At 65.0% G+C, this 22,223-nt stretch carries 20 protein-coding genes and 1 pseudogene; 9 read left to right on the top strand and 12 right to left on the bottom strand.

The genetic code is table 11. From position 1 onward, the window contains the following. The first annotated feature begins 42 nt into the window (after positions 1 to 42). Positions 43 to 351, top strand: coding sequence for a hypothetical protein (locus AW06_RS11910; protein WP_034950233.1), 309 nt, complete (start codon positions 43 to 45; stop codon positions 349 to 351). A gap of 8 nt (positions 352 to 359) precedes the next feature. Here the strand turns inward: AW06_RS11910 and AW06_RS11905 are convergent, their stop codons facing one another. From AW06_RS11905 to AW06_RS11885, 5 genes are all read right to left on the bottom strand, one after another. Beyond that, the gene (locus AW06_RS11905; RefSeq protein WP_034950229.1) at positions 360 to 3,263 is read right to left on the bottom strand and encodes a VIT domain-containing protein; all 2,904 of its coding nucleotides are present in this window, start codon (positions 3,261 to 3,263) and stop codon (positions 360 to 362) included. Between the two features lie 28 nt (positions 3,264 to 3,291). Then, the gene (locus AW06_RS11900; RefSeq protein WP_034950226.1) at positions 3,292 to 4,848 is read right to left on the bottom strand and encodes a YdiU family protein; all 1,557 of its coding nucleotides are present in this window, start codon (positions 4,846 to 4,848) and stop codon (positions 3,292 to 3,294) included. A 78-nt stretch (positions 4,849 to 4,926) separates the two neighbouring features. Further along, entirely contained in the window at positions 4,927 to 5,904 is a 978-nt protein-coding gene (locus AW06_RS11895; RefSeq protein WP_034950224.1) for a DUF533 domain-containing protein, read from the bottom strand. Between the two features lie 103 nt (positions 5,905 to 6,007). After that, complete coding sequence (locus AW06_RS11890; protein WP_138677226.1) at positions 6,008 to 7,333, bottom strand: ATP-binding protein; 1,326 nt, start codon at positions 7,331 to 7,333, stop codon at positions 6,008 to 6,010. Continuing rightward, on the bottom strand, positions 7,330 to 8,052 hold the full coding sequence (locus AW06_RS11885) for a response regulator (protein ID WP_034950282.1): 723 nt from the start codon (positions 8,050 to 8,052) through the stop codon (positions 7,330 to 7,332). The genes AW06_RS11890 and AW06_RS11885 overlap by 4 nt, the downstream gene beginning before the upstream one ends. A gap of 196 nt (positions 8,053 to 8,248) precedes the next feature. Between AW06_RS11885 and AW06_RS20510 the strand changes: the two genes are divergently transcribed. From AW06_RS20510 to AW06_RS11870, 3 genes are all read left to right on the top strand, one after another. Further along, positions 8,249 to 8,773 carry a periplasmic heavy metal sensor gene (locus AW06_RS20510; protein ID WP_171047191.1) on the top strand — a complete coding sequence of 175 codons (525 nt, stop codon included), beginning with the start codon at positions 8,249 to 8,251 and terminating at the stop codon, positions 8,771 to 8,773. Positions 8,774 to 8,989: 216 nt separating this feature from the next. After that, entirely contained in the window at positions 8,990 to 9,253 is a 264-nt protein-coding gene (locus AW06_RS11875; protein WP_034950222.1) for a hypothetical protein, read from the top strand. 299 nt (positions 9,254 to 9,552) lie between these two features. Next, positions 9,553 to 9,936 (top strand): YcfL family protein, encoded by a 384-nt coding sequence (locus tag AW06_RS11870; RefSeq protein WP_034950219.1) that lies wholly within the window; start codon positions 9,553 to 9,555, stop codon positions 9,934 to 9,936. A gap of 178 nt (positions 9,937 to 10,114) precedes the next feature. Here the strand turns inward: AW06_RS11870 and AW06_RS11865 are convergent, their stop codons facing one another. After that, a complete protein-coding gene (locus tag AW06_RS11865) occupies positions 10,115 to 10,339 on the bottom strand; it encodes a hypothetical protein (RefSeq protein ID WP_034950216.1) in 225 nt (74 codons plus the stop codon). A gap of 180 nt (positions 10,340 to 10,519) precedes the next feature. Between AW06_RS11865 and AW06_RS11860 the strand changes: the two genes are divergently transcribed. From AW06_RS11860 to AW06_RS11840, 5 genes are all read left to right on the top strand, one after another. Beyond that, positions 10,520 to 11,104, top strand: coding sequence for an isochorismatase family protein (locus tag AW06_RS11860; RefSeq protein ID WP_034950213.1), 585 nt, complete (start codon positions 10,520 to 10,522; stop codon positions 11,102 to 11,104). Further along, positions 11,097 to 11,360, top strand: a complete 264-nt coding sequence (locus tag AW06_RS11855) for a DUF1272 domain-containing protein (protein WP_034950210.1) — start codon at positions 11,097 to 11,099, stop codon at positions 11,358 to 11,360. The genes AW06_RS11860 and AW06_RS11855 overlap by 8 nt, the downstream gene beginning before the upstream one ends. 4 nt (positions 11,361 to 11,364) lie before the next feature. Next, entirely contained in the window at positions 11,365 to 12,255 is an 891-nt protein-coding gene (locus AW06_RS11850) for an EamA family transporter (protein WP_034950207.1), read from the top strand. Continuing rightward, positions 12,252 to 13,238 (top strand): helix-turn-helix domain-containing protein, encoded by a 987-nt coding sequence (locus tag AW06_RS11845; protein WP_034950205.1) that lies wholly within the window; start codon positions 12,252 to 12,254, stop codon positions 13,236 to 13,238. The genes AW06_RS11850 and AW06_RS11845 overlap by 4 nt, the downstream gene beginning before the upstream one ends. 136 nt (positions 13,239 to 13,374) lie before the next feature. Continuing rightward, entirely contained in the window at positions 13,375 to 13,671 is a 297-nt protein-coding gene (locus AW06_RS11840) for a hypothetical protein (protein WP_273704633.1), read from the top strand. 6 nt (positions 13,672 to 13,677) lie between these two features. Here the strand turns inward: AW06_RS11840 and AW06_RS11835 are convergent, their stop codons facing one another. From AW06_RS11835 to AW06_RS20500, 6 genes and pseudogenes are all read right to left on the bottom strand, one after another. Continuing rightward, the gene (locus tag AW06_RS11835; protein ID WP_034950200.1) at positions 13,678 to 14,559 is read right to left on the bottom strand and encodes a toll/interleukin-1 receptor domain-containing protein; all 882 of its coding nucleotides are present in this window, start codon (positions 14,557 to 14,559) and stop codon (positions 13,678 to 13,680) included. 29 nt (positions 14,560 to 14,588) lie between these two features. Further along, entirely contained in the window at positions 14,589 to 15,077 is a 489-nt protein-coding gene (locus AW06_RS11830) for a hypothetical protein (RefSeq protein WP_034950197.1), read from the bottom strand. A 112-nt stretch (positions 15,078 to 15,189) separates the two neighbouring features. Then, a complete protein-coding gene (locus AW06_RS11825) occupies positions 15,190 to 15,642 on the bottom strand; it encodes a hypothetical protein (protein WP_034950194.1) in 453 nt (150 codons plus the stop codon). A gap of 184 nt (positions 15,643 to 15,826) precedes the next feature. Further along, on the bottom strand, positions 15,827 to 19,828 hold the full coding sequence (locus AW06_RS20505; protein ID WP_273704632.1) for a hypothetical protein: 4,002 nt from the start codon (positions 19,826 to 19,828) through the stop codon (positions 15,827 to 15,829). A gap of 31 nt (positions 19,829 to 19,859) precedes the next feature. Beyond that, the gene (locus AW06_RS11815) at positions 19,860 to 20,996 is read right to left on the bottom strand and encodes a toll/interleukin-1 receptor domain-containing protein (RefSeq protein WP_034950191.1); all 1,137 of its coding nucleotides are present in this window, start codon (positions 20,994 to 20,996) and stop codon (positions 19,860 to 19,862) included. A gap of 147 nt (positions 20,997 to 21,143) precedes the next feature. Beyond that, positions 21,144 to 21,416, bottom strand: a pseudogene (locus tag AW06_RS20500) (transposase); the annotation flags it as partial. Positions 21,417 to 22,223: the final 807 nt, after the last annotated feature.

Raw genomic sequence — 22,223 nt, 5'->3', positions numbered from 1 at the left:
GATCAGATCCCCCTGGCCTGATCGTCGCCTGAAGGAGAGAAAATGCCTAACCGTCTGATACGGGTCGTGACTTTGGTCGTCGGCACCGTCCTTCTCAATACCGGGTGCATCCTGTCGCAAACCGTGGACCGCAACTACCTGGGCGTGAATGTTCCGGCAGAGACCCAGGATCGGAAACTGACCGGCCTTTTTCTGCTGCCCTTTGCCACCGTACTCGATGTGCTGACCTTGCCGGTGCAGGCCGGGGCAGTGTTGACCTACGGCGACGACTTCCCTTTCAGGTATCAGGGCAAGGACGACGGTGTCCACCACACCTGGAACGGGGGCAACGTCGGGCAACCTGCCCAATAACATCGGCATTATTGGCCGACCACGAATTCACCTACCGTCACCACCTCGCGCTGCCCCTTGAGCCGCAGGGTCAGCCACTCTTCCTTCTGGGCGGCGCTGCCGAAAGCAGTATACAGGCGCAGGCTGAGTGTCGTCGCGCCCGCGACCACTTGCTGGCGGTGTCCGTAGAACTGCGCCTGCACGAGGTAGCGGCCGGGCTTGGCCTTTTTCAGGGAAAACTCCTCGGGTCCGTAACCCCCGGTGAAATCGCGTGACATGGCGCCACCCTGATAGGTCAGGCGGTTGCCATAGTAGGCCTTTTCCCCGTTGGGGTCGGTGACCCAGAGGTCGATGTCGGTATTGTCGGCATCCCAGGCCAGGAGCACGCGCAAATCGAGCGGCAGATTGCGCAGAAAACGTGGGTCGATCGCCGAGGTGTCGATTCCTGATGGCGAGGTGGCGATCAGCGCGTTCATTTCCGCCAGGGCCACCAGTTCGATATCCGGGAAGCGATTGTGCCAGGGGCGGGTCACCACCTGGTAGAGCGACGCCACGGCCTGCTGCCGGTCGCCGGTTTCTGCCTGTGCCAGTCCGAGGTCACGCCAGGACTGCGGTTCGTTGGGCGCCAGATCGAGGACGCGTTGCAGCACCGGCACGGCAAGGTCGGCCCGTTTCGCCTGCAGCAGGCGGTAGCCCAGAATGCGCAGGATGTGACGGTTTTCGAGATCCATCTCGGCCAGGTTGGAGAGGATGCGCAGCGCCAGTTCCGGGCGGCCACGCTCGAAGAAAATGTCGGCCACGTCGAGAAAGAAGGCCGTACTGTTCAGGTAGGCGGGTCGCTCGTCGAGATAGACGCGATAAAGCTGGTCGGCTTCTGTCTTGCGCAGGCGTTCCGCATAAGGCGCGTCGGGAAGCCATTTCTTGAGCTGGATCCGGGCGACGGGTGCTTCGGCATCGGCAAGCTTCGCCTTGCTCGCCGGGGCGGCTGCGTCCATCCTCGGCATCGGTGCAGCGGTGGCCGGGGCAGGCGCCGGTGGTGCTGCCGAAGCGCGCTGGCTTCGTTCCATCATCATGCCGGGTGCGGCTCCTGCGGCCGCTGCCACTTTGGCTTCCTGCCTCACTGGCGGGCGATCTCCCTTGGGGAAGTCGCGTTCCCACCAGGCCTGTTTTTCCTTGAAGCGACGCGCGATGTCTTCGATGTGACTGGCGCGGTCCCGTTCGGCCTGTTGCCGACGGCTTGCCGCAAGCCGCTCGTAGTCGTCACGCAGCTCGGCGGGGGGCGGGATTTCATGGCGCACATAGTCTTCGACGCGATCCAGAACGATCAGCGAGGTGCCCGGTGTGACCAGGCCAAAGGACTTGCCGAGACGGGCAATGGCCGTCCGATGGAGGCTCCGCTCCGGCAACAACTGCTGCAGCCGCAGGCGTGCCCAGGCCTGCGCCGCAAAACTGGCCGGCAGCGCGTTCGTGCTGCCGACCCGGACTTGCTGACGTTGGATCCCGCCGCCGGGCTTGCGCCATTCCAGATCGAGCACCGCAGTCGGCTCGGTCAGGATGCCGGTCACCGCCAGGCGCCCCGATTCCGGATCGAGCGGCGCTGCCACCAGTTCTTGCGCACCGTTGGAACGTAGGCTGGCCAGGCCTGGGCCGACGCTGCGCAGTGCCGCTGCCGCCGCCGTCGGCGAAGTCGCGAGCAGATCGATATAGACGCCACCGCTTTTTGTCGCGGCCTGGCGCAAGCGTTCGCCATCGGCCGCCGCTGCGGCGCTGACGGCAAACAGCGGCAGGTCGAAATCGGGCATGGTCTGGGCAGAAAAATTGCCCAGACCATCGGAGAAGAGCAGCACGGCGTCCGCCGCGGCGGGTGGGCGAAAAGCCGCCATGTTGGTGGCACCGTCATAGATCACCTGTTCCAGGCGCGCGCGCAGGGCCGACCAGTCGCCTCCCTTGACGACAAAATTGCCGCCGTCCTCGGCGCTGTCGCGGGCCAGTGTCAGCCGCACCTGGCCATTGCCGAGGGCCTTGAAATAGGCGTCGAGCAGGGCAAATTCGCGCCCGTGCTGGCGCTGCGCACCGGAACCCGAAGCGTCCCAGACCAGGGCCAACTGCCCTGGTTTCGGTCGTGCGGCAGGGGGTATCCCCGGCCCCGGCAGTTCGGCGTAGAAGTACCGTTTGCCGCCGAACTCCTCCACGGTCATCAGCGGGCCGGTCGGTGGCGAGAGGCTCACTTCGGCGAGAGGTTCCGGCTGATCATCGCGGCGATGCCATGTCAGCGTCGCGCCGCCTTCGCGGTTCTCCCAGCGGGCACCGCTCAGGCCGCGCACTACCCTGGCCGCATCGGCCTTGAGGCCGGGTGCCTGAATCCGCAGATCGAAATTCCCCAGCCGTTCGCCGAATGCCAAAGGCAGGCGCAGCAGCGCCGTCCCATCACGTCTTGCCGGCAGATGTTCGCTGATCGTCAGCGATACCTTGCGGTCGCCTTGCGCCGGAATCGGGTAGATGCGCAACTTGTAGTTGTTGCCCTGGGTGGCTTCCAGCAGGGCCGGGTCGACCCGGGTCCGCGTCACCTCCTCGAAGACCTCCTGACCGCGAGCCTTGTCAACAGGTACTGCCGGCCGCCACTTGCCGTCGAAATCGAGCGCTAAACCACTGACCTCCTGACCGTCGAGCAGGGGGAATTGCAGTTCTCCTTCGAGTACGCGGGCATTGGGATTGTGGAAGGTCATTTCGACCGTGCTCTTCGCCAGGCGGCCAAGCACCAGCACATCGACGTTGACGCGGGTCAGCCGGATCGGCTGTACCGCTTCCGGCGTGCGCAGGAGGATGGGCGGGACCCCCCTCGGCGGCGGCTCGTTGATCAGCAGAGCCTGGGCAGCAGCGACCTGTCCAGCGCAGAACAGGGCCAGCAAAACCAGCGCTTTGACGACTTTCATGATTTGGCTCCTTTTTTTGCGACCTTTCTCACGAACTGCAGGAGAGCATCGAACACCCCGCCCGATGTCTCGCCCAATCGGGTCGCTTGGTACTGAACGCTTCCCGTCCCGGCTGCTCATCATAAGGCCGGCGCAAGATCTCGAGCAGGTCATCGACCCGCCGCAGGTCACCCTGTTCGGCAAGGTCGATCGCCTGCTGCGCGAGGTAGTTGCGCAGCACGTAGCGCGGGTTGGCGGCGTTCATCCGCGCCGCCCGTCGATCTGCCGGTAGCCCTTCCTGTCGCAGGCGGGCAGCGTAGCGCTGCAGCCACTGCAGCAGATCGCCGGCAAAGCGCTGTCGGAGATCCGGACGGTAGAACGATTCCTGCACGACCTCGACGCTCGGCTGCCCGATGTCCAGGCTGGCCAGGCTGCGGAAAAACTCGGTCATGTCGATTTCCGCCCGATGCATCAGCCCGTAGAGGTCCTCGAGCAGATCGACATCGTCGTCCTGCCAGCGTTCGAGGCCCAATTTGGCGGCGTAGGCAGCGCGGAATTCGTGGGCATATACCTCTCCGTAATGTTCGAGGGCGTCGGCCAGTTCGCCAGGTTCGGGCATCAGCATCGCCAGCGCTTCGGCCAGCCGTTCGAGATTCCAGAGCGCGATCGCCGGTTGCCGGGCAAAGCAGTAGCGCCGGGTCGATGCGTCGGTGGTGTTCGGCGTCCAGCCGGGGTCGAAATTGTCGACCCAGCCGTAGGGGCCGTAATCGATGGTCAGACCGAGAATCGACATGTTGTCGGTATTCATGACCCCATGTACGAAGCCGACGCGCATCCAGTGCACCATCAGGCGCGCGGTGCGTTCGCAGATTTCCCTGAACCAGGCAGCCAGGTCGTTCGCAGGGCCAGCGGCGACCCGTTCGGGGAAGTCGCGTGCCAGGGTGAACTCGACCAGGCGCTGCAGCAAAGCACGATCGCCGCGCGCTGCCAGCAGCTCGAAATGGCCGAAACGGGTGAACGAGGGCGCAACCCGACAGACCACCGCGCCCGGCTCGGCAACCGGATGACCATCGTAGAACATGTCGCGAATGACCGTTTCACCGGTTCCGACGAGACTCAGTGCGCGTGTCGTCGGCACGCCGAGGTGGTGCATCGCCTCGCTGCACAGGAACTCGCGAATCGACGAGCGCAGCACCGCGCGGCCGTCGGCGCGGCGCGAGTAGGGCGTCGGGCCGGCCCCCTTGAGCTGCAGTTCAAAGCGCTGCCCCTGATGGTTGATCACTTCGCCGAGCAGGATCGCACGGCCGTCGCCGAGCTGGCCGGCCCACTGCCCGAACTGGTGGCCACCGTAGCAACTGGCATAGGTCGCCATGCCGGGCAGCCGTCCATTACCAGCCAGCGCGGCGAGCAATTCCGGTGCAGCCATCGCCTGTTCGTCGAGATCGAGCGCCGCCGCCACCTCGCGCGAATGTGCGAGCAGTCTCGGCGCGGTGACGGGCGTCGGATCGACCGGCGACCAGCAGGCACCGAAGACCTGCCGCGACACATTGCTTCGCTCGGGGTCACCCGGCAGTTCGCGCAGAAAACGATTATCGAAGGTGAGCATGGGGGGATCGTTTCAGAAGATCGGTGACGAGCCGGCGGCATCGCTGCGCCGTGCGAAGCGCGTGAACGTATCAGGAAATCAGCCCTGCCTGACCAGTTCGATGATCTGGGCAGTATCGAGCGTCCGTGCCTTGGCCTGCATCTCGGGCAGGTAACGACCTTGCAGCCCTTTGGCTTCGCCGAGCATGTCGTCGAAAGCGGTGCGCAGCATCGGCGCCGAGAAGCTGCGACCACCGGCATAGTAGCGTTTGGCGATGTGCCCGAGCGCATAGGTGCTGGCGAAACTCATTCCTGAACTGACCGCCTGTTTGCCAAGACCGCGCAACAGGCCGCCGCCAACCTTGCCGAGCAGACCGCCGAGCAGTTTGCGGCCGGCCTGTTCGAGATATTGCGAGGTCAGCCCGACACCGAGCGTGGCGAGAAAATCCTTGATATGGCCGCGATCGAGTTCGAAACCATGGGATTTGCCGATGCGATAGACCAGTTTCATCTGCAGCGGGATGATCGCCATCGTCGACAGCGATTCCGGCAACAGTTCGAGTGCGCCATTGAGGATCGCCGCATTGAGAATCATCTTGTCCATTTCCGCCTCGCTCAGTGTCGATGCATGCTCGACAGCACCAAGAGGCGCGGGGGCCGGCGGCGGCAGTGGCGTGCTGCCGCTGGCGCCTGCGCCGAGCGGCAATGCCGCGATGGTTTCCGCCTGCCGGCTGTAGGCTGCCGACTGCTGCAGGTCGATCGCAAGCGCGCTCTGCAGGTCGGCGAGAAAAGCCTGTTCGGCAGCGCTTTGCACGCCGTCGGCGTCACAGACGCAGACCGCCATTTCGAAGGCGAGCTGCCGCGCGTTCGGGGTCGTCAGCGCGGCCACTGTCGATGCCATCGAGACCCGCTTGAGCAGCACGTCCTGATAGAGCGCGGCGAGGTTGATCGATCCCTCGCTAGCCAGGGCGTCGGCGATGCGCTTGAGTTCGGCGCGCTCGGATTCATTCTTGTGACCGTCGGCAAAGGCGGCCATCAGGCAGAGGGTGAGAATGGCTTGCTGTTCCTGCTCGTTCATGTGAAGAATCTCCGGTAAAGTGGTGATTGGGCCTGGTGAGTATCCGGAAGTTCCGCACCACGATCAAGGTGCATGCCCTGCCGATGGCCGCACTCAGGCCTGTTCAGCGGGCCGGCAGGCGAACGAGAACTTCCAGGCCGCCGCCGGGCGCGTCGGCCAACAGTAGCTCACCCCCACAGCCGGTGACGATACGCCGCACGATCGCCAGACCGAGTCCGCAACTGCCGTCGGTGGCGCGCGCCGGTTCGAGCTGGGCGAAGGGTTCGAGGGCGCGGCCGCGATCCGCGCCGGCAATTCCCGGCCCGTGGTCACGCACACGCAGCGCTACGACGCCGGCACTGTCCCGTACCAACTGTACTTCGACCGGTGGCGCACCATGCTGCAGGGCGTTGTCGATCAGGTTGTCGAGCAGCCGCTGCAGATTGCCGGGGGTCATTGCCACCCGGCATTGCACCGCAGCGGCGCTGACCGTCAATTCGACGGCGCGGCCGAGTTCGCGCTGGCGCGAGACCGCCTCCTGCAGCAGTGTCGCGATCAAGAGCGGCGCCATCGCCGCCCCCTCGGGGTGTTCGCTACGCAGGAAAGCCAGGCATTGGCCGACGATCCGTTCCATGTCGTCGACGTCGCGCACCAGACCGGCACAATCACCGCTCCCCTGCTGGTCGCCGGTGAGCAGCGCCAGACGCAGGCGCAAGCGTGTCAGCGGTGCGCGCAGATCGTGCGTCAGGCCGGCGAGCATCTCGCGGCGCTCGGCTGCCGCTGCCGCCAACTGGCCCAGCATGGTGTTGTGACGCTCGGCCAGACGCCGCACCTCACGCGGACCTTCCGGCGTTGCCGTGCATGCCGCGCCGTCGCCGGTTGCCGCGACGGCATCGCCGAGGCGGGCCAGCGGTCCGACGATGCCGTGTAAGAAGAGGCCAGCGATCAACAGCACGGCGGCCAGCGTCAGCGCCAGAAACCACCACAGATCGGAGGGCAGCGCCTGCGGCTCGAAGCGTGGTGGCGGCAGCAGCAGCCACCAGCGCTCGTTGCCGGCCATGAAACCGATCCACAGGCCACTGCGCTGTCCCGGACCGCCATGCCGGAGCAATACCGGCTCTCCGAGACGTTCGGTGAGGTCATTGGCGAGGCGGCGCGCGAAAGGAAAGAGCGGCTGGTGAGTCGGTACCCCGCTGCCGTCCGGACGCAACTGCAGCCCTTGCTCGCCGGCATCAGCCGCACTCAGGGCCTGGCGAGCGTCATCGCCGAGTCCTGGCAGCACTACCTGCAACAGACGCACCTGGCCGGCGATCAGTTGCACCGTCTGATTGACGTGCGAGCTGCGGCGGAAATGCCCGAGCAACGAGAAGGTGGCAATCTCGGCGACAGCGATCACGGCAATCACCAGCAGTACCGTCCGTCCAGCCAGCGAAGCGGGAAAGAGTCTCATCCTGCGTCGGTATCGCCGACGGTATCCGGAACGAACACGTAGCCGACTCCCCACACCGTCTGCAGGTAGCGTGGGTGGGCGGGATCGGCTTCGATCAGACGCCGCAGGCGGTGGATCTGAACGTCGATGGCGCGGTCGAAGGACTCGCTGGCGTCGCCGCGCGTCAACTCCAGCAGACGCTCGCGCTTCATCGCCTGGTTGGCGTGATTGATCAGGGTGTTCAGCAGCGCAAATTCGCCGCTGGTCAGTGCCACCGCCTGACCCTGTCTCGACAACTGACGCGCAGCCCGGTCGAAAAGCCATTCGCCGAAGCGTGTGACGCCGCCTGCGGAATCGGGCACTGCCGCCGGCGAGCGTGTGCCACGCCTCAACACCGCCTCGATGCGAGCGACCAGCTCGCGCGGGTCGAAAGGTTTTCCGAGATAATCGTCGGCACCCATCTCCAGGCCGATTACCCGGTCGGCCGGCTCGTCGCGCGCGGTCAGCATGATCACCGGCCGCGTCTCGCCACGCGAGCGCAGCCGCCGGCACGCCGCCAGGCCGTCTTCCCCGGGCAGCATCAGGTCGAGGATCAGCAGTTGCGGCTGGTAGCGTTCGAGAAAGGCATCGAGTTGGCGCGTATCGGGCAACAGCAGGGTGTCGAAACCGTGCCGGCCAAGATAGGTGGCGAGCAACTGGCGCAACTCGGCGTCGTCGTCAATGAGGAGAATTTTTTTCATGGTCGTGGCGGCTGTGGCGATTGTCCGCATTCTATGCTGTCGACGTCCGTGCTCCGGGTGAAAGAAACAATTTGCAACGCAACGCCACAGTGATGAAATCGTTTGCAATGCCGGCCAGGGCACAATGGCGGCATCGCGAAAAAGCAGAGAACAGCGCCGATCGCGATCGTTCAACCCCACTGACAGGAGTCACTCCATGAAATCAAAATTCTCACCGCGTATTCTCGTCACTGCACTGGTCCTGGCGCTTGGCGTCGGCGGTGCGGCTTTCGCCATGAGCCCAGAACGCTGCGGCCCGCCCGGTGGACGGATGGAACAACGGATGCAATACCATCAGAAGGAGATGTCGCGCCTGCACGACGACCTCAAGCTGGACGCCAAACAGGAAGCGCTCTGGCAGGACGCAGAGCAGTTCAGCAAGTCCGGCATGCGCGAGATGCGCGAGCAGATGCGCAAGCACCATGAGGAAATCCTGGCCAGCGTCAGCAAACCGGGCGCCGACCTGCGCGCCATCATCAAGCAGATGGATGAACTGAGGGATGCCGCTCGCAAGCAGCGCGAGGCCGGCCGCGACCGCTGGCTGGCTGTCTACGACACTCTCGACGCCGCGCAGAAGGAAAAAGCGCGCCTGTTCTTCAAGAGCAAGATCGAACGGATGGGGCCGGGCGGCCATTTCGGACCGGGTGGTCCACGTCCTCCCCGTGGCCCGGCTGGCGACTGAGCGACAACCGTTTCCTCTGCCAGCGATGATCTCCCCCGCTCCCTCTCGCGAGGAGGAGCGGGGGAAGATGGCGATGTTCCAGCACAGCTACTCCGGCATCGATGATCGTTATGGGGCGATTGAAGCGCTGAAATCATCCCGATCTCCAGCTTGACTTTGAGCTCATGATGGGTAGCATGGCGACTCCTTTCATGCAGCCTACTTTGGGAGAATCAGATGAAATTGAATATCAGCGCAACGTGCCTCTTGCTGTCCATGCTGGTCAGCGGAGCCGCTTTTGCCGATGCCGATGACAGGAAGTGGATTTCTCAGTGTATCAAGGACAACAAGGGCGAGGGCGCCACCGCTGAAGTGGTCCGCAAGTACTGCGTATGCATGAATGACAAGATGGACGAAAACGAAACTCGCTCCATCTCCGTATGGGAAAAGGCCAATCCCAAGGCGATGAAGGATTGCGAGAAGCAGTCCGGCTGGAAGTAACAGACCCAGCGATCGGGTGATTTCAGGGCCGGGGAAACCCGGCCCTTGCATTTCGTGGTCGCGAAAATGAATTGGCGAACCGACGTATTGTAAAACAGCATGTTACGGAGATGGCAAGGTCGAGATTTTGATTTCCTTACGAGCACTCAGGGGGCGTCCTCAAGACCGCCGTCTGAATAGCCAAGTGTGATGCATCAGGCCGGGCGGCCAGCAAGATCGCTGAAACCGGGATCGATTCTGTAACCGAATCGAACGTCGAGCGTTATTCGATTCCGTGTGGCCCAACAGAAAGGTTAACCATGTACTTGAAACGTCGTATCGCGGTAGCGGCACTATCCATGATCGTGCTGTCAACGCTGTCCGTTGCCGCGCCCGCAAGCGGACTGATCTCAAGCAAGGTCGAACTGACCACGAGCGATGACAATGTACAGGTCACCGATTTGCGTGCCGTACAATCCGATCGCCTGCTCCGTGTTCAGGCCGAACTCACCAATTTCTCCCCGTATAACCAACAGGTCTATTACCGGTTCAGATGGCTTGACAAGAACGGTTTCACGGTATGGGATGACGAGCCGTGGAAACCGATGATTGTCTACGGAAGTCAAAGGCAGATCATCAACGTCAGCCCGCCATCACTGTTCGCCACCGACTTCCGCCTGGTTCTGCACTCTTCGCGGCGCTAAGTTCTCCTTCGTCACACCATTTTCCAAGGAGATCAGCCGTAGGTTGGGCTGTGCCTGCGAATCCCGACAGCCCCCGCGATAGCGCGGGCTGCGACCAGACTTCGCACCGCAGGAGGCAGGCTGAAGGGAATGGGTTGGTGGGGGGCCGGGTTGTTGGGCTTCGCAAGCTCAGCCCAACCTACCGTTCCAGCACGCCATCGGTCGCCTGCCGGATGTCCTCCATCATCATGCCTGGTCGCCCGACGGCCGCCGGCTGGCGGCGAGCCTTGGTGCCGGCGGCGTGCGCGTTTTCGACGCGGCGAGCGGCAAGGAAAGCGGCAGCGACGCCGACTGCGCGAGCCGTTCCCAGAGCGCGCATTTTCGTTCCGACGGCCGCTGGCTGCTGACATTGCTCGAGTTTCATCGTCTGCGCCGGTGGCGAAGGAGGCACGCGTCCGGCGCGCGCGCCGGACGTTGCGCGACGGGCGCCTTCCCGCCTCGGCCGACGATGGCCGTATTTGTCCCGTGATTGTCCCGGAGCGGCATCGTTTATTTCCTCGTCTGGCCTTACGATGGCGGCACGTCAAACAAAGGAGGTCTGGAAATGTCCGAAAATGATGTCGTCAGGGGTCGTCGTGCAGCGCTGGTGGTGATCGACGTGCAGGAGTCGTTCCGGCACATGCCCTTCTGGTCCGAAGCCGATCTGCCGGCGTTTAGGGAGGCCTTGCTGCGCCTCGACGCCGGTTGCCGGCAACGCGGGGTTCCGGTGGTGCATATTTTTCACGTCGGTCAGGCCGGACCATTTACCGAGGCATCGGGATATGTGCGCGCGCTCGACTGGCTGCCCGGTTCGCCGGACGTGTGCTTCTTCAAGCACACGCACAATGCCTTTTCGGACACCGGCCTCGACCTGTGGCTGCGCCGCCGCGGTATCGAGCGCCTGATCATCGCCGGCATCCGCACCGAACAATGCTGCGAAACGACGACGCGGGTCGGCTCCGACATCGGCTACGAGATCGATTTCGTCAGCGAAGCGACGCTGACCTTCCCGATGACGCATCCGCTCAGCGGCCGCAGCTACTCGACGGCAAAGATCAAGGAACATGCCGAACTCGTGCTGGCCGGGCGCTTTGCGCGCATCGTCAGCGTCGACGATTGCCTCGCCGCGCTGGGAGAAGGACATGCTTGAACTGCGCCCGAACTGCGAGTGCTGCGATCGCGATCTGCCGCCCGACTCGCCGGCAGCGATGATCTGTTCCTTCGAATGCACCTTTTGTGCCGATTGTGCCGATACCCGGCTTGCCGGGCGTTGTCCCAACTGCGGCGGCGAGTTGCTGCGCCGGCCGATTCGCCCGGCGGACAAGCTGGCACGCTACCCGGCGTCGGCGCAACGGGTCTGCAAGCCCTGCGCCGGCAGCGACCTGCCTGCTACTGCAACGGCCTGAGCGCATGCGTCCGCGCGATCTCGCTCTCGCCCTGCTGGTGGTCGTCGTCTGGGGTGTCAACTTCGCGGTCATCAAGACCGGTGTCGCCGAAGTGCCGCCGCTGCTGCTCGGCGCCCTGCGTTTCCTGCTCGCAGCCTGCCCGGCGGTGTTCTTCCTGCGCGCGCCGAAAGTGCCCTGGCAGCTCTACCTCGCTTACGGGATGACCATTTCGGTCGGGCAGTTCGCGTTCCTGTTCTCGGCCATCCATGTCGGCATGCCTTCCGGGCTGGCTTCGCTGGTGCTCCAGTCGCAAGCCTTTTTCACGATGCTCTTCGCCGCGCTGTGGCTCAAGGAGAGCTGGCGCGGCAGCCAGCTCGTCGGGCTGCTGCTGGCGGCCTGCGGCCTGGCGCTGATCGGCTCGGCGCACGGCCTGTCGATGCCGCTGCTCGGCTTTCTGCTGACCGTCGCCGCGGCGTCGCTGTGGGCGGCCGGCAACATCGTCACGCGGGCGGTCGCCGCTTGCGGGCCGATCAACCAGCTCGCCTTCGTCGTCTGGGCGAGTCTCGTGCCGCCACTGCCCTTTCTCGCGCTGTCGCTGCTGATCGAGGGCCCGCCGGCGATGGCTGCCGCGTTGAGCGACTTCAGCCTGCGTGCCTTCGCCGCCGTGGCCTACCTCGCCTGGGCGGCGACGCTGCTCGGCTACGGCTTGTGGACGCGCCTGCTGTCACGCTACCCGGCCAACCAGGTGGCGCCGTTCAGCCTGCTGGTGCCGGTGGTCGGGCTGACGACCGGCTGGCTGGTGTTCGACGAAGTGCTGCGGCCGGTGCATCTCGCCGGTGGCGCGCTGCTGATGCTCGGCCTGGCGGTCAATCTGTTCACCACCCGCCTGCTTGGCTGGGCGAGGGCGCGGCCATGACGCTGTCGGTCTGGTTCGTCCTCACGCCGAACGTGCTGATGCTCGACTACGCCGGGCCGGCCGAAGCGCTGCGCATGGCCGCCGAGATGGGGGCGGACATGGCGGTCCACAGCTGTGCGCCGGTGCCGCAATTGCGCACTTCGCTGGGTGTCGAACTCGCCGGTCTCGCCGCGCTGCCGGCGTGTCTGCCGCCCGACAGCCTGGTGATCGTCACCGGCAACGCCTGCGAGGCCGAGGATTACGCGCGCCCCGAGGCGCAGGCCGTCGTCGCCTGGCTGCGCACGGCCGTGCCGCCGGATGCGCAGCTCGCCAGCATCTGTTCCGGCGCGCTGCTGCTCGCCGCCGCCGGACGGCTCGATGGCCGGCGGTGCACGACGCACCACAGCCTGATCGACGCCCTGCGCGTTGCCGCACCGGCGGCGAAGGTCGAGGAGAACCGCGTCTTCGTCGACGACGGGCCGCTGCTGAGCAGCGCCGGCATCACGACCGGCATCGACCTCGCGCTGTATCTGATCGAGCGGCATGCCGGCGCCGAACTGGCGGCACGCGTCGCGCGTCGCCTGGTCGTCTACCAGCGCCGTGCCGGCAACGATCCGCAGCTCTCGCCGTGGCTCGCCCACCGCAACCATCTGCTCCCCGCCGTCCATCGTGCGCAGGACGCGATCGCGCAGGACCCCGCGCGATCGTGGTCGGTCGACGAGCTGGCCGCGCAGGCGCATGTCAGCGCCCGCCATCTGACGCGCCTGTTTGCCGAGCACGCGGGCATCAGCGTCGTCGGCTATCAGCAGCGGCTGCGCGTCGCGCGGGCGCGCGAACTGCTCGCCGAGCGGCAACTGTCGGTCGAGCGCGTCGCCGAGCTGGCCGGCTTCGCTTCGGCGCGCGATTTCCGGCGGGTCTGGCAACGCCATGAAGGCGGCACGCCGAGCACGCTTCGCGCTACGGGCGGGCGAGGCAGCACCCTCGGCGATCGCCAGCCGTCCTGAACCGCGGAGCGGCGGCCAGCACCCGGCTTCCCGCAATCAACGGCATCCCGGCGACGGCTTTCGGGTGCGCCGACGTTCCGAGGCGTCATTCGGCAGCGAGGGTCGACAAAGGGGAATCGCGGGCCGAGGCGCGGACGTGGAACTGGCGATCGGCCAGCGAGCGGGCGGCGGTCAACATTCGCCGCCGACCCGGTGCGGCCTTTCACTGATGTGCGCGTCAAGGAACACGATGTCCGGGCGCTTTGCCGCTAGCAACTCGTTCGCCTCGCGGCCGTTGCGCGCTTCGCCGACGATCGCGGGCCCCGGCCACAAGCGCCTGTTGCAGGCCCAAGATGGTGCGGAACAGGAAACCAACATGCCGACCGTGAATGGTCGATTCGGCCATCATCTCGGCTGCGTCTGCGACCAGCCCGACAAGCCTCGATCCGGATGAGGATACCTACTCGTGGCCGCCTGGCGAGCAATCCATAACCAACGGCTGGAATGCCGCCGCATAACGCTGCGCCGCCAGATAGTGGTTGTTGTCACTTGCCGCCCTTTCGGCGAGAGCGATGGCGTCCGCATCGACACGGCGCAGAAGCTCCGTGCTGCGGATCGAATTGCGAGCTTCGCGGTACAAGTCTAGCGCCTTCAGCGCGCTTTGGGCGCTCAGCGTGTCGGCCATCCACTGTTGAGCCTCGATCAGCAAAGGCAGCACGGCGCTGCAATCGGTCGGCCTGGCCATGGTCGGAGATTTCGGCGGCCTCGAGGGCTGCGGCATGCCGTCTGCCTGGGCGGGCGCCCGCTGGCGCTCCTGCCAAAGCGACAACGAATTAATGGCCAAGAAGACGGCGACGGCGATGACGGCGACGATGCCGACAAGCACCGTCAGGAACTTCGTCTGCGCACGCGGCAATAGGATCTTTTCGACCTCATGCCTCACCCCAGCTGCCAGGTTACCAGTTGGTGTGTGCATCGTGACGGCGCCGAGGTACGGCGGGACATCCCCTGCCGGAATCGCACCGATATTCACCGGAAGCACGTGGCCGCCCGGGTCCGCCCAGCGTTCCATGGCGAGGGTGAGCTCATTGATGGTGTACTTGCCTTGTGCAAGCGAATCTCGCGTCATCAAGAAGACGAACAGGTCGCACTTCCTGATGGAGGCGTCAATCCGCTGGTGATAGTCGCCTCCCGCGGGAAGACTGTGCTCATCGAAGAAGACCTTGCACCCAGCCTGGCGCAGTGCAACGGCAATTTGCTGGGCAGGCTTGACGTCCTCAGAAGCGTGGCACAGGAAGACCTTGGGTGCCGCACAATGAAACAAGAAGCGCGCAATTGACATGTCCGGCACGATCGATGCGGGCTACCGGTTCAGCGTCTGGTTTTCTTGACCTTGACCACCGCCAGACCCTGAATGCCACGCGGCAAGTCGATGGGTCGCCAATCTCCTGTGGTCATTGCCTTCTTCCAGTAGTCCAGCAGTTGGGTGTGAGCCTGAGTGTCGGCGAGCACCGCGGCGATGTCGAAGTCCCAGTCCACGTCCTGCGGACCGCCCAGCGTCACCGGGCCCTCGAACCGGCCTGACTGCGGATCCACCGCGACTTCACGTTGCGGCCACCACAGCGGCGCGAAATCTGTGCGGCGCGCGAGCAGCCACACATGCTCGTTGCCCTTGCGCGACGCGGCCCCACGCACCTTCACGACATGGTGGTCCACCGTCGAACCGGGGACTGGCTGTGCAATCGAGATCGTCACCTTGCCAGCGCCGGCGCCGGGCTGCTGCGCCATGAGGGTCAGAGGATAAAAGCATGCGGGCAAGGCAATCAGCGCAATGGTTGCCTGACGGCGAAGTCGATTCATTGTAAACCTCCGTAGTGGGGTGAATCACGCGCAGGCTGATTGATGGCTAAGACACTGCCAGCCGGCTGTAACGAGAGATGCATCCATGCGAAGCACCGCGGATCGGCACTAGCTACGGCTTCGGGCAGCTATCGGGCTGCCTATCAGGCGACGATTCTCTGGCGAAGGCCCTGGCGGCGTTGTATTCGAACCCCGCGATTCGAATCGCGCTCTCGCAGGTCCCAGTCGTCAGGTTCCACACGCCGATCCAGGTGTGGTTACCGCCATGAGCATAGTGGTACGCGGCCGCGAACCTGTCGTGATACCGCCCCGTTCCGAAGGCTCCGGACTTCACATCGTTTTCTGGGTACTTGGCGCGCGTGGTCAGCACCGTCACACCTCCTTCTCTGACTCTGACGATGTAGTGCCGGTTGTTCTCTAGGCCTGTCAGTTGAGCCATGTAGCGCTGGTCCGCAGAAGCCACTACCGGCTGCGCCACGACCGACCCCGCCGCCATGACACCGACGATGAGCAAGAAGCTGTTCGTCAACAGGCTCTGAAGCAGGGATAAGGAACGGATCAGCATCGTTTCCTCCTAGTTCGTGGTTTGTTTACCTGTCTAGCGGCAGACGAGCCGCATGCGCCACCAGTCAGTGCAGCTCACGACCCTCGCGATTCCGAGAATACGAGATCTGTACAGCCGATCGCCAAAGTGCAAAACGATGATGCTGTGTTTCGGTCTGACCGTCAATCCCCTATCATCATCCCCATCATCTCGATTGGGGAGAAGTCGGTGTCAGTCCAAAGCGCTGCCGCTCACCGGCGGACAGATTACGGCCGACACGAGCGGCAAGCCCAGGTGCTAGCTCGTCGATCGGTTGGCATGCGGCGCAGGACCAGAAGCGAACTGTCCTGTCGGTTCCGACGGTGACAATCGTCCTGCCGTCAGCGGAGAAGTTTGCGTCGATGACGTCCCCGTCGTGTCCACGCAGGACCCACAACTCCTTGCCGGTGGGCAGGTCCCAAAGGCGCGCGGTCTTGTCTGCGCCGAAAGTCAGGGCCATCGAACCATCGCTCGAGAAAAGCGCGCCGTGGATGGCTCCGGCATGGCCGCGCATTGCTTGTAGCTCCCTGCCGCTGGTTGTGTCCCACAGCCGAGCAGTGCTGTCCCAACTCGCAGTCAGCGCGCGCCCGCCGTCGGCAGAAAGCCGGGCGCTGACGATCGGACCACGGTGTCCAAGAAATTCGAATCGCTGCTTGCCCGTGGTCAAGTCCCACACCGCCACCTTTCCGTCCGCACCTGCGGTGAACGCCGCCTTCCCATCTGGAAAGAAGCGAGCGAGGTGGACAACTCCCTCAGGCCGCTCAAGAACCTTCAGTAGCGCCCCGTTCGTGAGGTCCCACAAGCGCGCTTTCGAGTCTGAACTCGCTGTCAACGCGGACTTTCCGTCGGCCGAGAACTGCACGCTTGTGACCTCGCCTCCGTGCCCCGACAAGACAAGCAGCTTCTTGCCCGAAGCCACGTCCCATAGACACGCGGTTCCGTCGCGACTTGCGCTCAGCGCCTTTGCGCCGTCCGGAGAGAACTGTACATCCAAGACGTCGTCTTTGTGACCAAGAAGTTCGAAGACCTGCCGGCCTACCGCCAAGTCCCAAATTCGAGCCGTTCGGTCCCAGCTGGCGGAAATGGCCAGTCTGCCGTCAGGCGAGACTGCAACCCTGGCGACGCTTCCGACGTGACCGGTAAAGGTCTGCCGCGTCGTCCCTGTGCGCATGTCGATCACTCGCACCGAGCCGTTGACGTTGCCCAGCAGCGCGAGCCGGTCATCAGACGACATTCGCACGCCACTGATAGCGCCGTCTTCCCAGTTCACCCTCCGCGCCTCTCCACCTGCCTTTCGACCCCAAAGCCGAGCGCTACCATCAACGCCTGTGCTCAGTATCGACTGACCATCAGCCGTGAAGCGTGCGGAGGTGACAGCACCTTCGTGTCCGCGAAGCACGGCACTTTCGACTCCCGTGGCGCCGTCCCAGAGGCGAACAGTCCCATCAGCGCTCGAAGTGAGGATCGTCGAACCGTCCGATGAGAAGTGCGCATGGGACACCCGTTCCCCATGCCCGCTTAGGGCCTGTAGCTCGGTGCCAGTGGCCGCATCCCACAGACGCGCGGTCCGATCCAGGCTTGCGGTCAGCACCTTCGAGCCGTCAGGTGAAAACTCAACGGAGGTGACCGGACCTTCGTGGCCGCGGAGAACACGCAAAGAGTCGCCGCTCTCTGTGTCCCAAAGGCGGGCCGTCTTGTCGGCGCTCGCAGTCGCGACGGTCTTTCCGTCGCTGGAAATGCTTGCAGCGTGCACAGCGCCGTCGTGACCGAACAGCGTGCGCAGGTGCTTGCCGCTTCCGGCCTCCCATAGCCGTGCCGTCTTGTCCCAGCTTGTCGTCACGACCTTCGTACCGTCAGCGGAGAACAATGCGTCGGTGACAGCGGCCTCATGTCCGCGCATGACATGCGACGCCACGCAGGTGGACGCATCCCAGATTCGGGCCGTGGCATCTTCACTTGCGGTAAGGATTGCCCTGCCGTCGAGTGAGAAGCGGGCGTTAAAGAGGGAATGCTCATGCCCGCGAAACACGCATCTCTCTTCGCCCGTGACGGCATCCCACAATCGCGCCGTGGCGTCGCGACTGGCGGTGAGTATCCTTCCGCTGTCGGGCGATGTTTGCACGCTGACTACGGCAGCTTGGTGCCCGCGCAGTAACAACGGCTGCTCGCCATTGATGCCATCCCAGACTCGAGCAGTTCCGTCTACGCCAGCGGTCACCAACCTGCGGTTGTTCAGCGCTGGCCATACGTCCAGAATCGCACCATCGTGTGCTCGCAGCACCCGGTCGACGGGATAGCTCGTGGCTGCGGCGCGCAGCAAGGCGTCACCCTTCGGCGTTGGCATGTATCGGCGCGATTCGAGCGCCAGCAGCAGCCCTAGATCGGGTGAGTCCTTAGTCAGGGCCTCCGACGTCGCAGCAAGCTCGCTGGCTTTGGCGATCGCGGCTTGAGTTGAATGCCAGTACGCAAACGCAAAACCGGCGACAGCCAGCAAGACCCCGACGGCTAGCGCAACGACAAGAAAGAGTTGCTTACGTCGCGCGCTCTGCTTGGCCAGCCTTCTTTCGCGTTCGGCCGCTTCGGCCGCTTCGGCTGCTTTGGCCGCTTCGGCTGCGCGCTCGGACGCTTCATGTTCACTGGCATCGATGAAGCCGAGCAGCGCCCCAAACTCGAGCGCGGTCGAATCCGGCGACCGGGTCAGCGCATAGCGCTCGGCCCAACCTGCGTGCGGTGGAAATGGCCGCAACACGCTGGTGCCTTCAGCCATGCGGCCGACGCCGGGCTCCAGGTCGGCGTGGCCCGATCGCCAGCGCAAGGCGGCTTGCAGGTCGGCGCCGCGCAAGCGCTCACCGCCGGTGCGCCAGTGGTGCTCGCTGCGGTCGCGCCAGCGCCGGTACTGCGCCGCCAGCGCCGCTTCCCACTCGACCAGCGCGCGCAGCCGGTCCCAGCCGCGGATCAGCGCTTCGTGCGAGATGTCGACCACCGTGTCGGCCGTCAGCGGTTCGGCGAAGTGCAGGAAGTTGGCGCCCTCGGCCGCGAACGCGCGCAGCACCGGACCGAAGCGCCGCCATTCCTCGGGCGGCAGGCCGGCGAAGCGGGTGATCTGGTCCAGCCGCTGCGGGCGGCGCGAGTCGAGCCGGCCGCCATCGCCGGGGCCGGTGATCGCGCGCAGCAGCAGGTCGGCCAGCGCCCGGTCGTCGTCGGTCGGCAAGCCGGCGTAGAGGGCTTCGGCGTGCTTCGACAGCGCCTGTTCGAGCCCGCCGGCTGCGCGGGCGTCGTCGGCGGTGATCGTCGGCTGCCGCGCGTCGCGCACGCTGGCCGTGCGCCACATCTGCGCCAGCGCGTGCTGCAGCAGCGGCAACTGGTCGGGCGCCGTCCGCGCATGGCCGAGCAGTGCGTCCACCACCTCGGTATCGACCGTGCCGTCGAACACGCGTGCCGGCTCGGTGATCGCACGGCGCAGTTCGTCGGCTTTCAGTCGCGGCACCAGGTACTGGCCGCGGTTGATCGCCTCGGGCAGGTCGAGGAAGCGCGCGCAGTCGTGCAGCGCGTCGGTGCGCATCGTCAGCACGACATGGACCCGCCGGGCATCCCCCTGCGTTGCGCGGGCGCTGGCCAGCAATTGCTCGATGAAACCGTCGGACTCCTGGCCTTGTCGCTCGCCGAGATCGGCGTAGCGGAACAGCTCCTCGAACTGATCCACCAGCACCAGCAGGTTGAATGGCGGCTGGCCGGGCCGCTGGCGCTGCGCGTCGGCCACCAGTCCGGCCAGCGCGTCGGGGCCGCTACGCAGTTCGGCTTCCAGCAGCGCGGCCTGGTGCGCACGGTGGACGGCGAGATCCGCCGCCGCGTCGGCGGCGTCCCCGGCGTCGGCATCCAGCGCGCCCAGCTCGCGGCCCAGGACGTCGGGTTGCAGCAGCGCCTCGGCCAGCCGGCGCATCGGCCGTTCGCCAGGGCGCAGTTCGGCGACGCGCCAGTCGCTCACCTCGCCCGGCCAGCCCAGTGCCAGCGCCGGCAGCAGGCCAGCGCGCACCAGGCTGGATTTGCCGGCGCCCGAGGGCCCGACCACTGCCAGAAAACGCTCGCGGTGCAGGATTTCGATCAGCCGGCTGGTGTGCGCCTCGCGGCCGAAGAAGATCGATAGCTCGTCGCTGGCGAAGGGCCGCAAACCGGGGTAGGGGCTGTGGAGTTCGCGCAGCTCACGCATGGCGAAAGCCCGACGGGTGGGCATTGCCGTCGGCCTGCAAGGCGGCAAGGAAGGGGCCGAGCGCGCGGATGTCGAAGCCGTTGCGGCAGTCGACCTGCAGCACATTGTGTATCGGCAGATCGGGGTGGCCCGGCGGCGGCAGGTGCAGCGCCGCGCTCCAGGGGCCGGCACGGCACGCGCCGAAGATGCGCCGTGCCAATTGCCAGGCGGACATCAGGTTGGCTATGCGCTCGCCGGTGTTGAGCAACAGCATGCCCCGGCATTGGCGCAGTGCGTTCTCGTGCTCGAGCAGGCACTCCTGAAAACTTTGCTGCGGTCGCGGGCTGGGGCAAAGCACCATCACCCCGACCGCGTCGAGCTGGTCGGCGATGGCCCCGGCCAGCGGCTGGTCTTCCGGTGCGGCGTGCAGATACAAGGACAGGCCATGGGCCTGAGGAATGCCGGCTGGCTCGGTGGTGATGCTGTCAGGCCCCGCGAATATCGCTGCAGTTTGCTGCGACAACGGCGCTGCCACTGCCCCGGCCGCCGGTGCGGCTGGCAGCGCGCGCTCCAGCCGCCGCGCGAGCTGCCCTGCCAGCCGGTTCACCAGCTTCCAGTACGGCGAATACTCGTCGGCATTCGGCGTCGGGTATCCGGCCAGCCGAGGCTCGTCATCGCCATCACGCTCCCAGAACGCGATCGGCACCAGCTCGCGGATCGGCGCCGGCAGCGCTGAGGGTTGCGAATCACGGTCGATCGGCTCCAGCTCGACGACGAAGATGTTTTCGGCCTCACCGCGGGCCTGGGCAGCGGTCACGAAGTCGCACAGCTCGCGCTGGCACCAGGTGGACCTGACGTAGCCTGGCGACAGCACGATCAGCATCGTGCGGCTGCGGCTCACCCGGTCGCGCAGCGTGGCGGTGAGCGGCTGGTTGGCGGCCAGCGCGTGATCCATCCACACCTGCGCGCCAGAACCGCCAAGCTTGCGCCGCAGCACCCGCCTGAGTTCGCCCACCAGCGTGGTGACCCAGCCCTTGCGGGCGCCCGCAGGCACTTCGTCGTCGGCATGCGCGTAGCTGACAAAGAGGTCGACCGTGTCGTCGCCTCCCGCCGTGCTGGCCGCTAGCGGTTTCGGGTCGTCGCCTGGCATTGCTGTCTGGTCGGAACGAACGGTTTGTGCACGAAGTGTCCTGCTGGCCCTGTCAAGGATGGTGGGTATTGACCTTCCGGGATTTTAGCCGAAATGAATATGGCGTGGTGGAGCTTGTGGGCGAAGGAACACACCGAGGAAAAGTCGTCACACTTTTCCACGGCAAGCGGCCCGATGCGCGATAGCGCATCGTCCACTCGTCAGGACGTTAGCCTTCGGGAGGGTTTGGAAGTTCAGGCTGAATAATGACTTCAGTGCCTTGGCGTAAATGGTGTGGGTATCTTGCAGGCAGCGTTCGATGAGGTTCAAATTCGGTGAGTAGGTGGGCAGACAGAGCCACTCGATCTTCAGTTTCTCGGCGCAGGCTTGTACCCATGCACAACGCTGATGGCGGGCCTTATCCAGTACAGCCGTAATAGGTAGCGTGGGTCGCAAGGTGGCCAGCACGGCAGTTCGAAGTTAACGCAGATTGTGAGCGGGTTTGGTATCTCGTAGAATCAGGTAACTGAGGGTGCGAATGAAAGTGTTGGTCAAAGTCCCTTGTTCTTGGAGAGGCGATGACATCGGTGATTACCCCTCCCCCCTCGTGGGGGAGGGGTTGGGGAGAGGGGAGCCATCGTTGCACACGAATTCGTCGAACCCTTGCGAAAGCACATGGCCAGAGCCGTAGGTCTGCTTTGCTGGCGTCCGCTAGGGCTTGGATGCCCCCTCTCCCCCAGCCCCTCCCCCGCGAGGGGGGAGGGGAGTTGAGAAATGGGCCGAGGGCTTCGCTGGGGTACGCCCCTCCCCACACGAGATGGAGGGGAGCCTATCCCACATCGAGGGGGAATGGTACGCCTCGCATCACTTTGAATCACACCCCCATCGTACAAGGGGCTTCGACCAACACTTTCATTCGCACCCAGCAACTGAAGAGTCCCCGGACAAGAACGGTAAGGTATCGGGCGACGGCGATTACAGCGAGCGTCGGGATTCGGCACATCACGCAGGCGCTCTACGATGGGTACACGAACAGGATGCAAAGTAGTCTTCATGAGCTTGGGAAAACCCGCCATGGCAAGGCACGGCACGGCACGGCGACGATCACTACACACCGTGCCGCCTCACCCCGCCGGTCGGCGCGCGGTGCGTGTGTACGGTCACACCCGGCACAAGGTCGACCGCAATCGTTCGTGCGCGATTTCCCGAAGGCCATGGCTTTCCGGGCGATTCCCGAATGAGGAACAC

Origin of the sequence: Candidatus Accumulibacter cognatus (assembly GCF_000584975.1) — a bacterium.
Classification (GTDB): Bacteria; Pseudomonadota; Gammaproteobacteria; order Burkholderiales; family Rhodocyclaceae; genus Accumulibacter; species Accumulibacter cognatus.
Note: the sequence above shows the minus strand (reverse complement) of the source record. Positions and strands in the feature narration are given on the sequence as shown.

Coding starts and splice junctions, on each gene's coding strand:
- AW06_RS11860 (WP_034950213.1), top strand. CDS start 10,520: ATGTCCGAAAATGATGTCGTCAGGGGTCGTCGTGCAGCGCTGGTGGTG.
- AW06_RS11845 (WP_034950205.1), top strand. CDS start 12,252: ATGACGCTGTCGGTCTGGTTCGTCCTCACGCCGAACGTGCTGATGCTC.
- AW06_RS11835 (WP_034950200.1), bottom strand. CDS start 14,559: ATGTCAATTGCGCGCTTCTTGTTTCATTGTGCGGCACCCAAGGTCTTC.
- AW06_RS11900 (WP_034950226.1), bottom strand. CDS start 4,848: ATGCTCACCTTCGATAATCGTTTTCTGCGCGAACTGCCGGGTGACCCC.
- AW06_RS11895 (WP_034950224.1), bottom strand. CDS start 5,904: ATGAACGAGCAGGAACAGCAAGCCATTCTCACCCTCTGCCTGATGGCC.
- AW06_RS11850 (WP_034950207.1), top strand. CDS start 11,365: ATGCGTCCGCGCGATCTCGCTCTCGCCCTGCTGGTGGTCGTCGTCTGG.
- AW06_RS11875 (WP_034950222.1), top strand. CDS start 8,990: ATGAAATTGAATATCAGCGCAACGTGCCTCTTGCTGTCCATGCTGGTC.
- AW06_RS11830 (WP_034950197.1), bottom strand. CDS start 15,077: ATGAATCGACTTCGCCGTCAGGCAACCATTGCGCTGATTGCCTTGCCC.
- AW06_RS11890 (WP_138677226.1), bottom strand. CDS start 7,333: ATGAGACTCTTTCCCGCTTCGCTGGCTGGACGGACGGTACTGCTGGTG.
- AW06_RS11870 (WP_034950219.1), top strand. CDS start 9,553: ATGTACTTGAAACGTCGTATCGCGGTAGCGGCACTATCCATGATCGTG.
- AW06_RS11865 (WP_034950216.1), bottom strand. CDS start 10,339: ATGAAACTCGAGCAATGTCAGCAGCCAGCGGCCGTCGGAACGAAAATG.
- AW06_RS11885 (WP_034950282.1), bottom strand. CDS start 8,052: ATGAAAAAAATTCTCCTCATTGACGACGACGCCGAGTTGCGCCAGTTG.
- AW06_RS11825 (WP_034950194.1), bottom strand. CDS start 15,642: ATGCTGATCCGTTCCTTATCCCTGCTTCAGAGCCTGTTGACGAACAGC.
- AW06_RS20510 (WP_171047191.1), top strand. CDS start 8,249: ATGAAATCAAAATTCTCACCGCGTATTCTCGTCACTGCACTGGTCCTG.
- AW06_RS11910 (WP_034950233.1), top strand. CDS start 43: ATGCCTAACCGTCTGATACGGGTCGTGACTTTGGTCGTCGGCACCGTC.
- AW06_RS11905 (WP_034950229.1), bottom strand. CDS start 3,263: ATGAAAGTCGTCAAAGCGCTGGTTTTGCTGGCCCTGTTCTGCGCTGGA.
- AW06_RS11815 (WP_034950191.1), bottom strand. CDS start 20,996: ATGCCAGGCGACGACCCGAAACCGCTAGCGGCCAGCACGGCGGGAGGC.
- AW06_RS11855 (WP_034950210.1), top strand. CDS start 11,097: ATGCTTGAACTGCGCCCGAACTGCGAGTGCTGCGATCGCGATCTGCCG.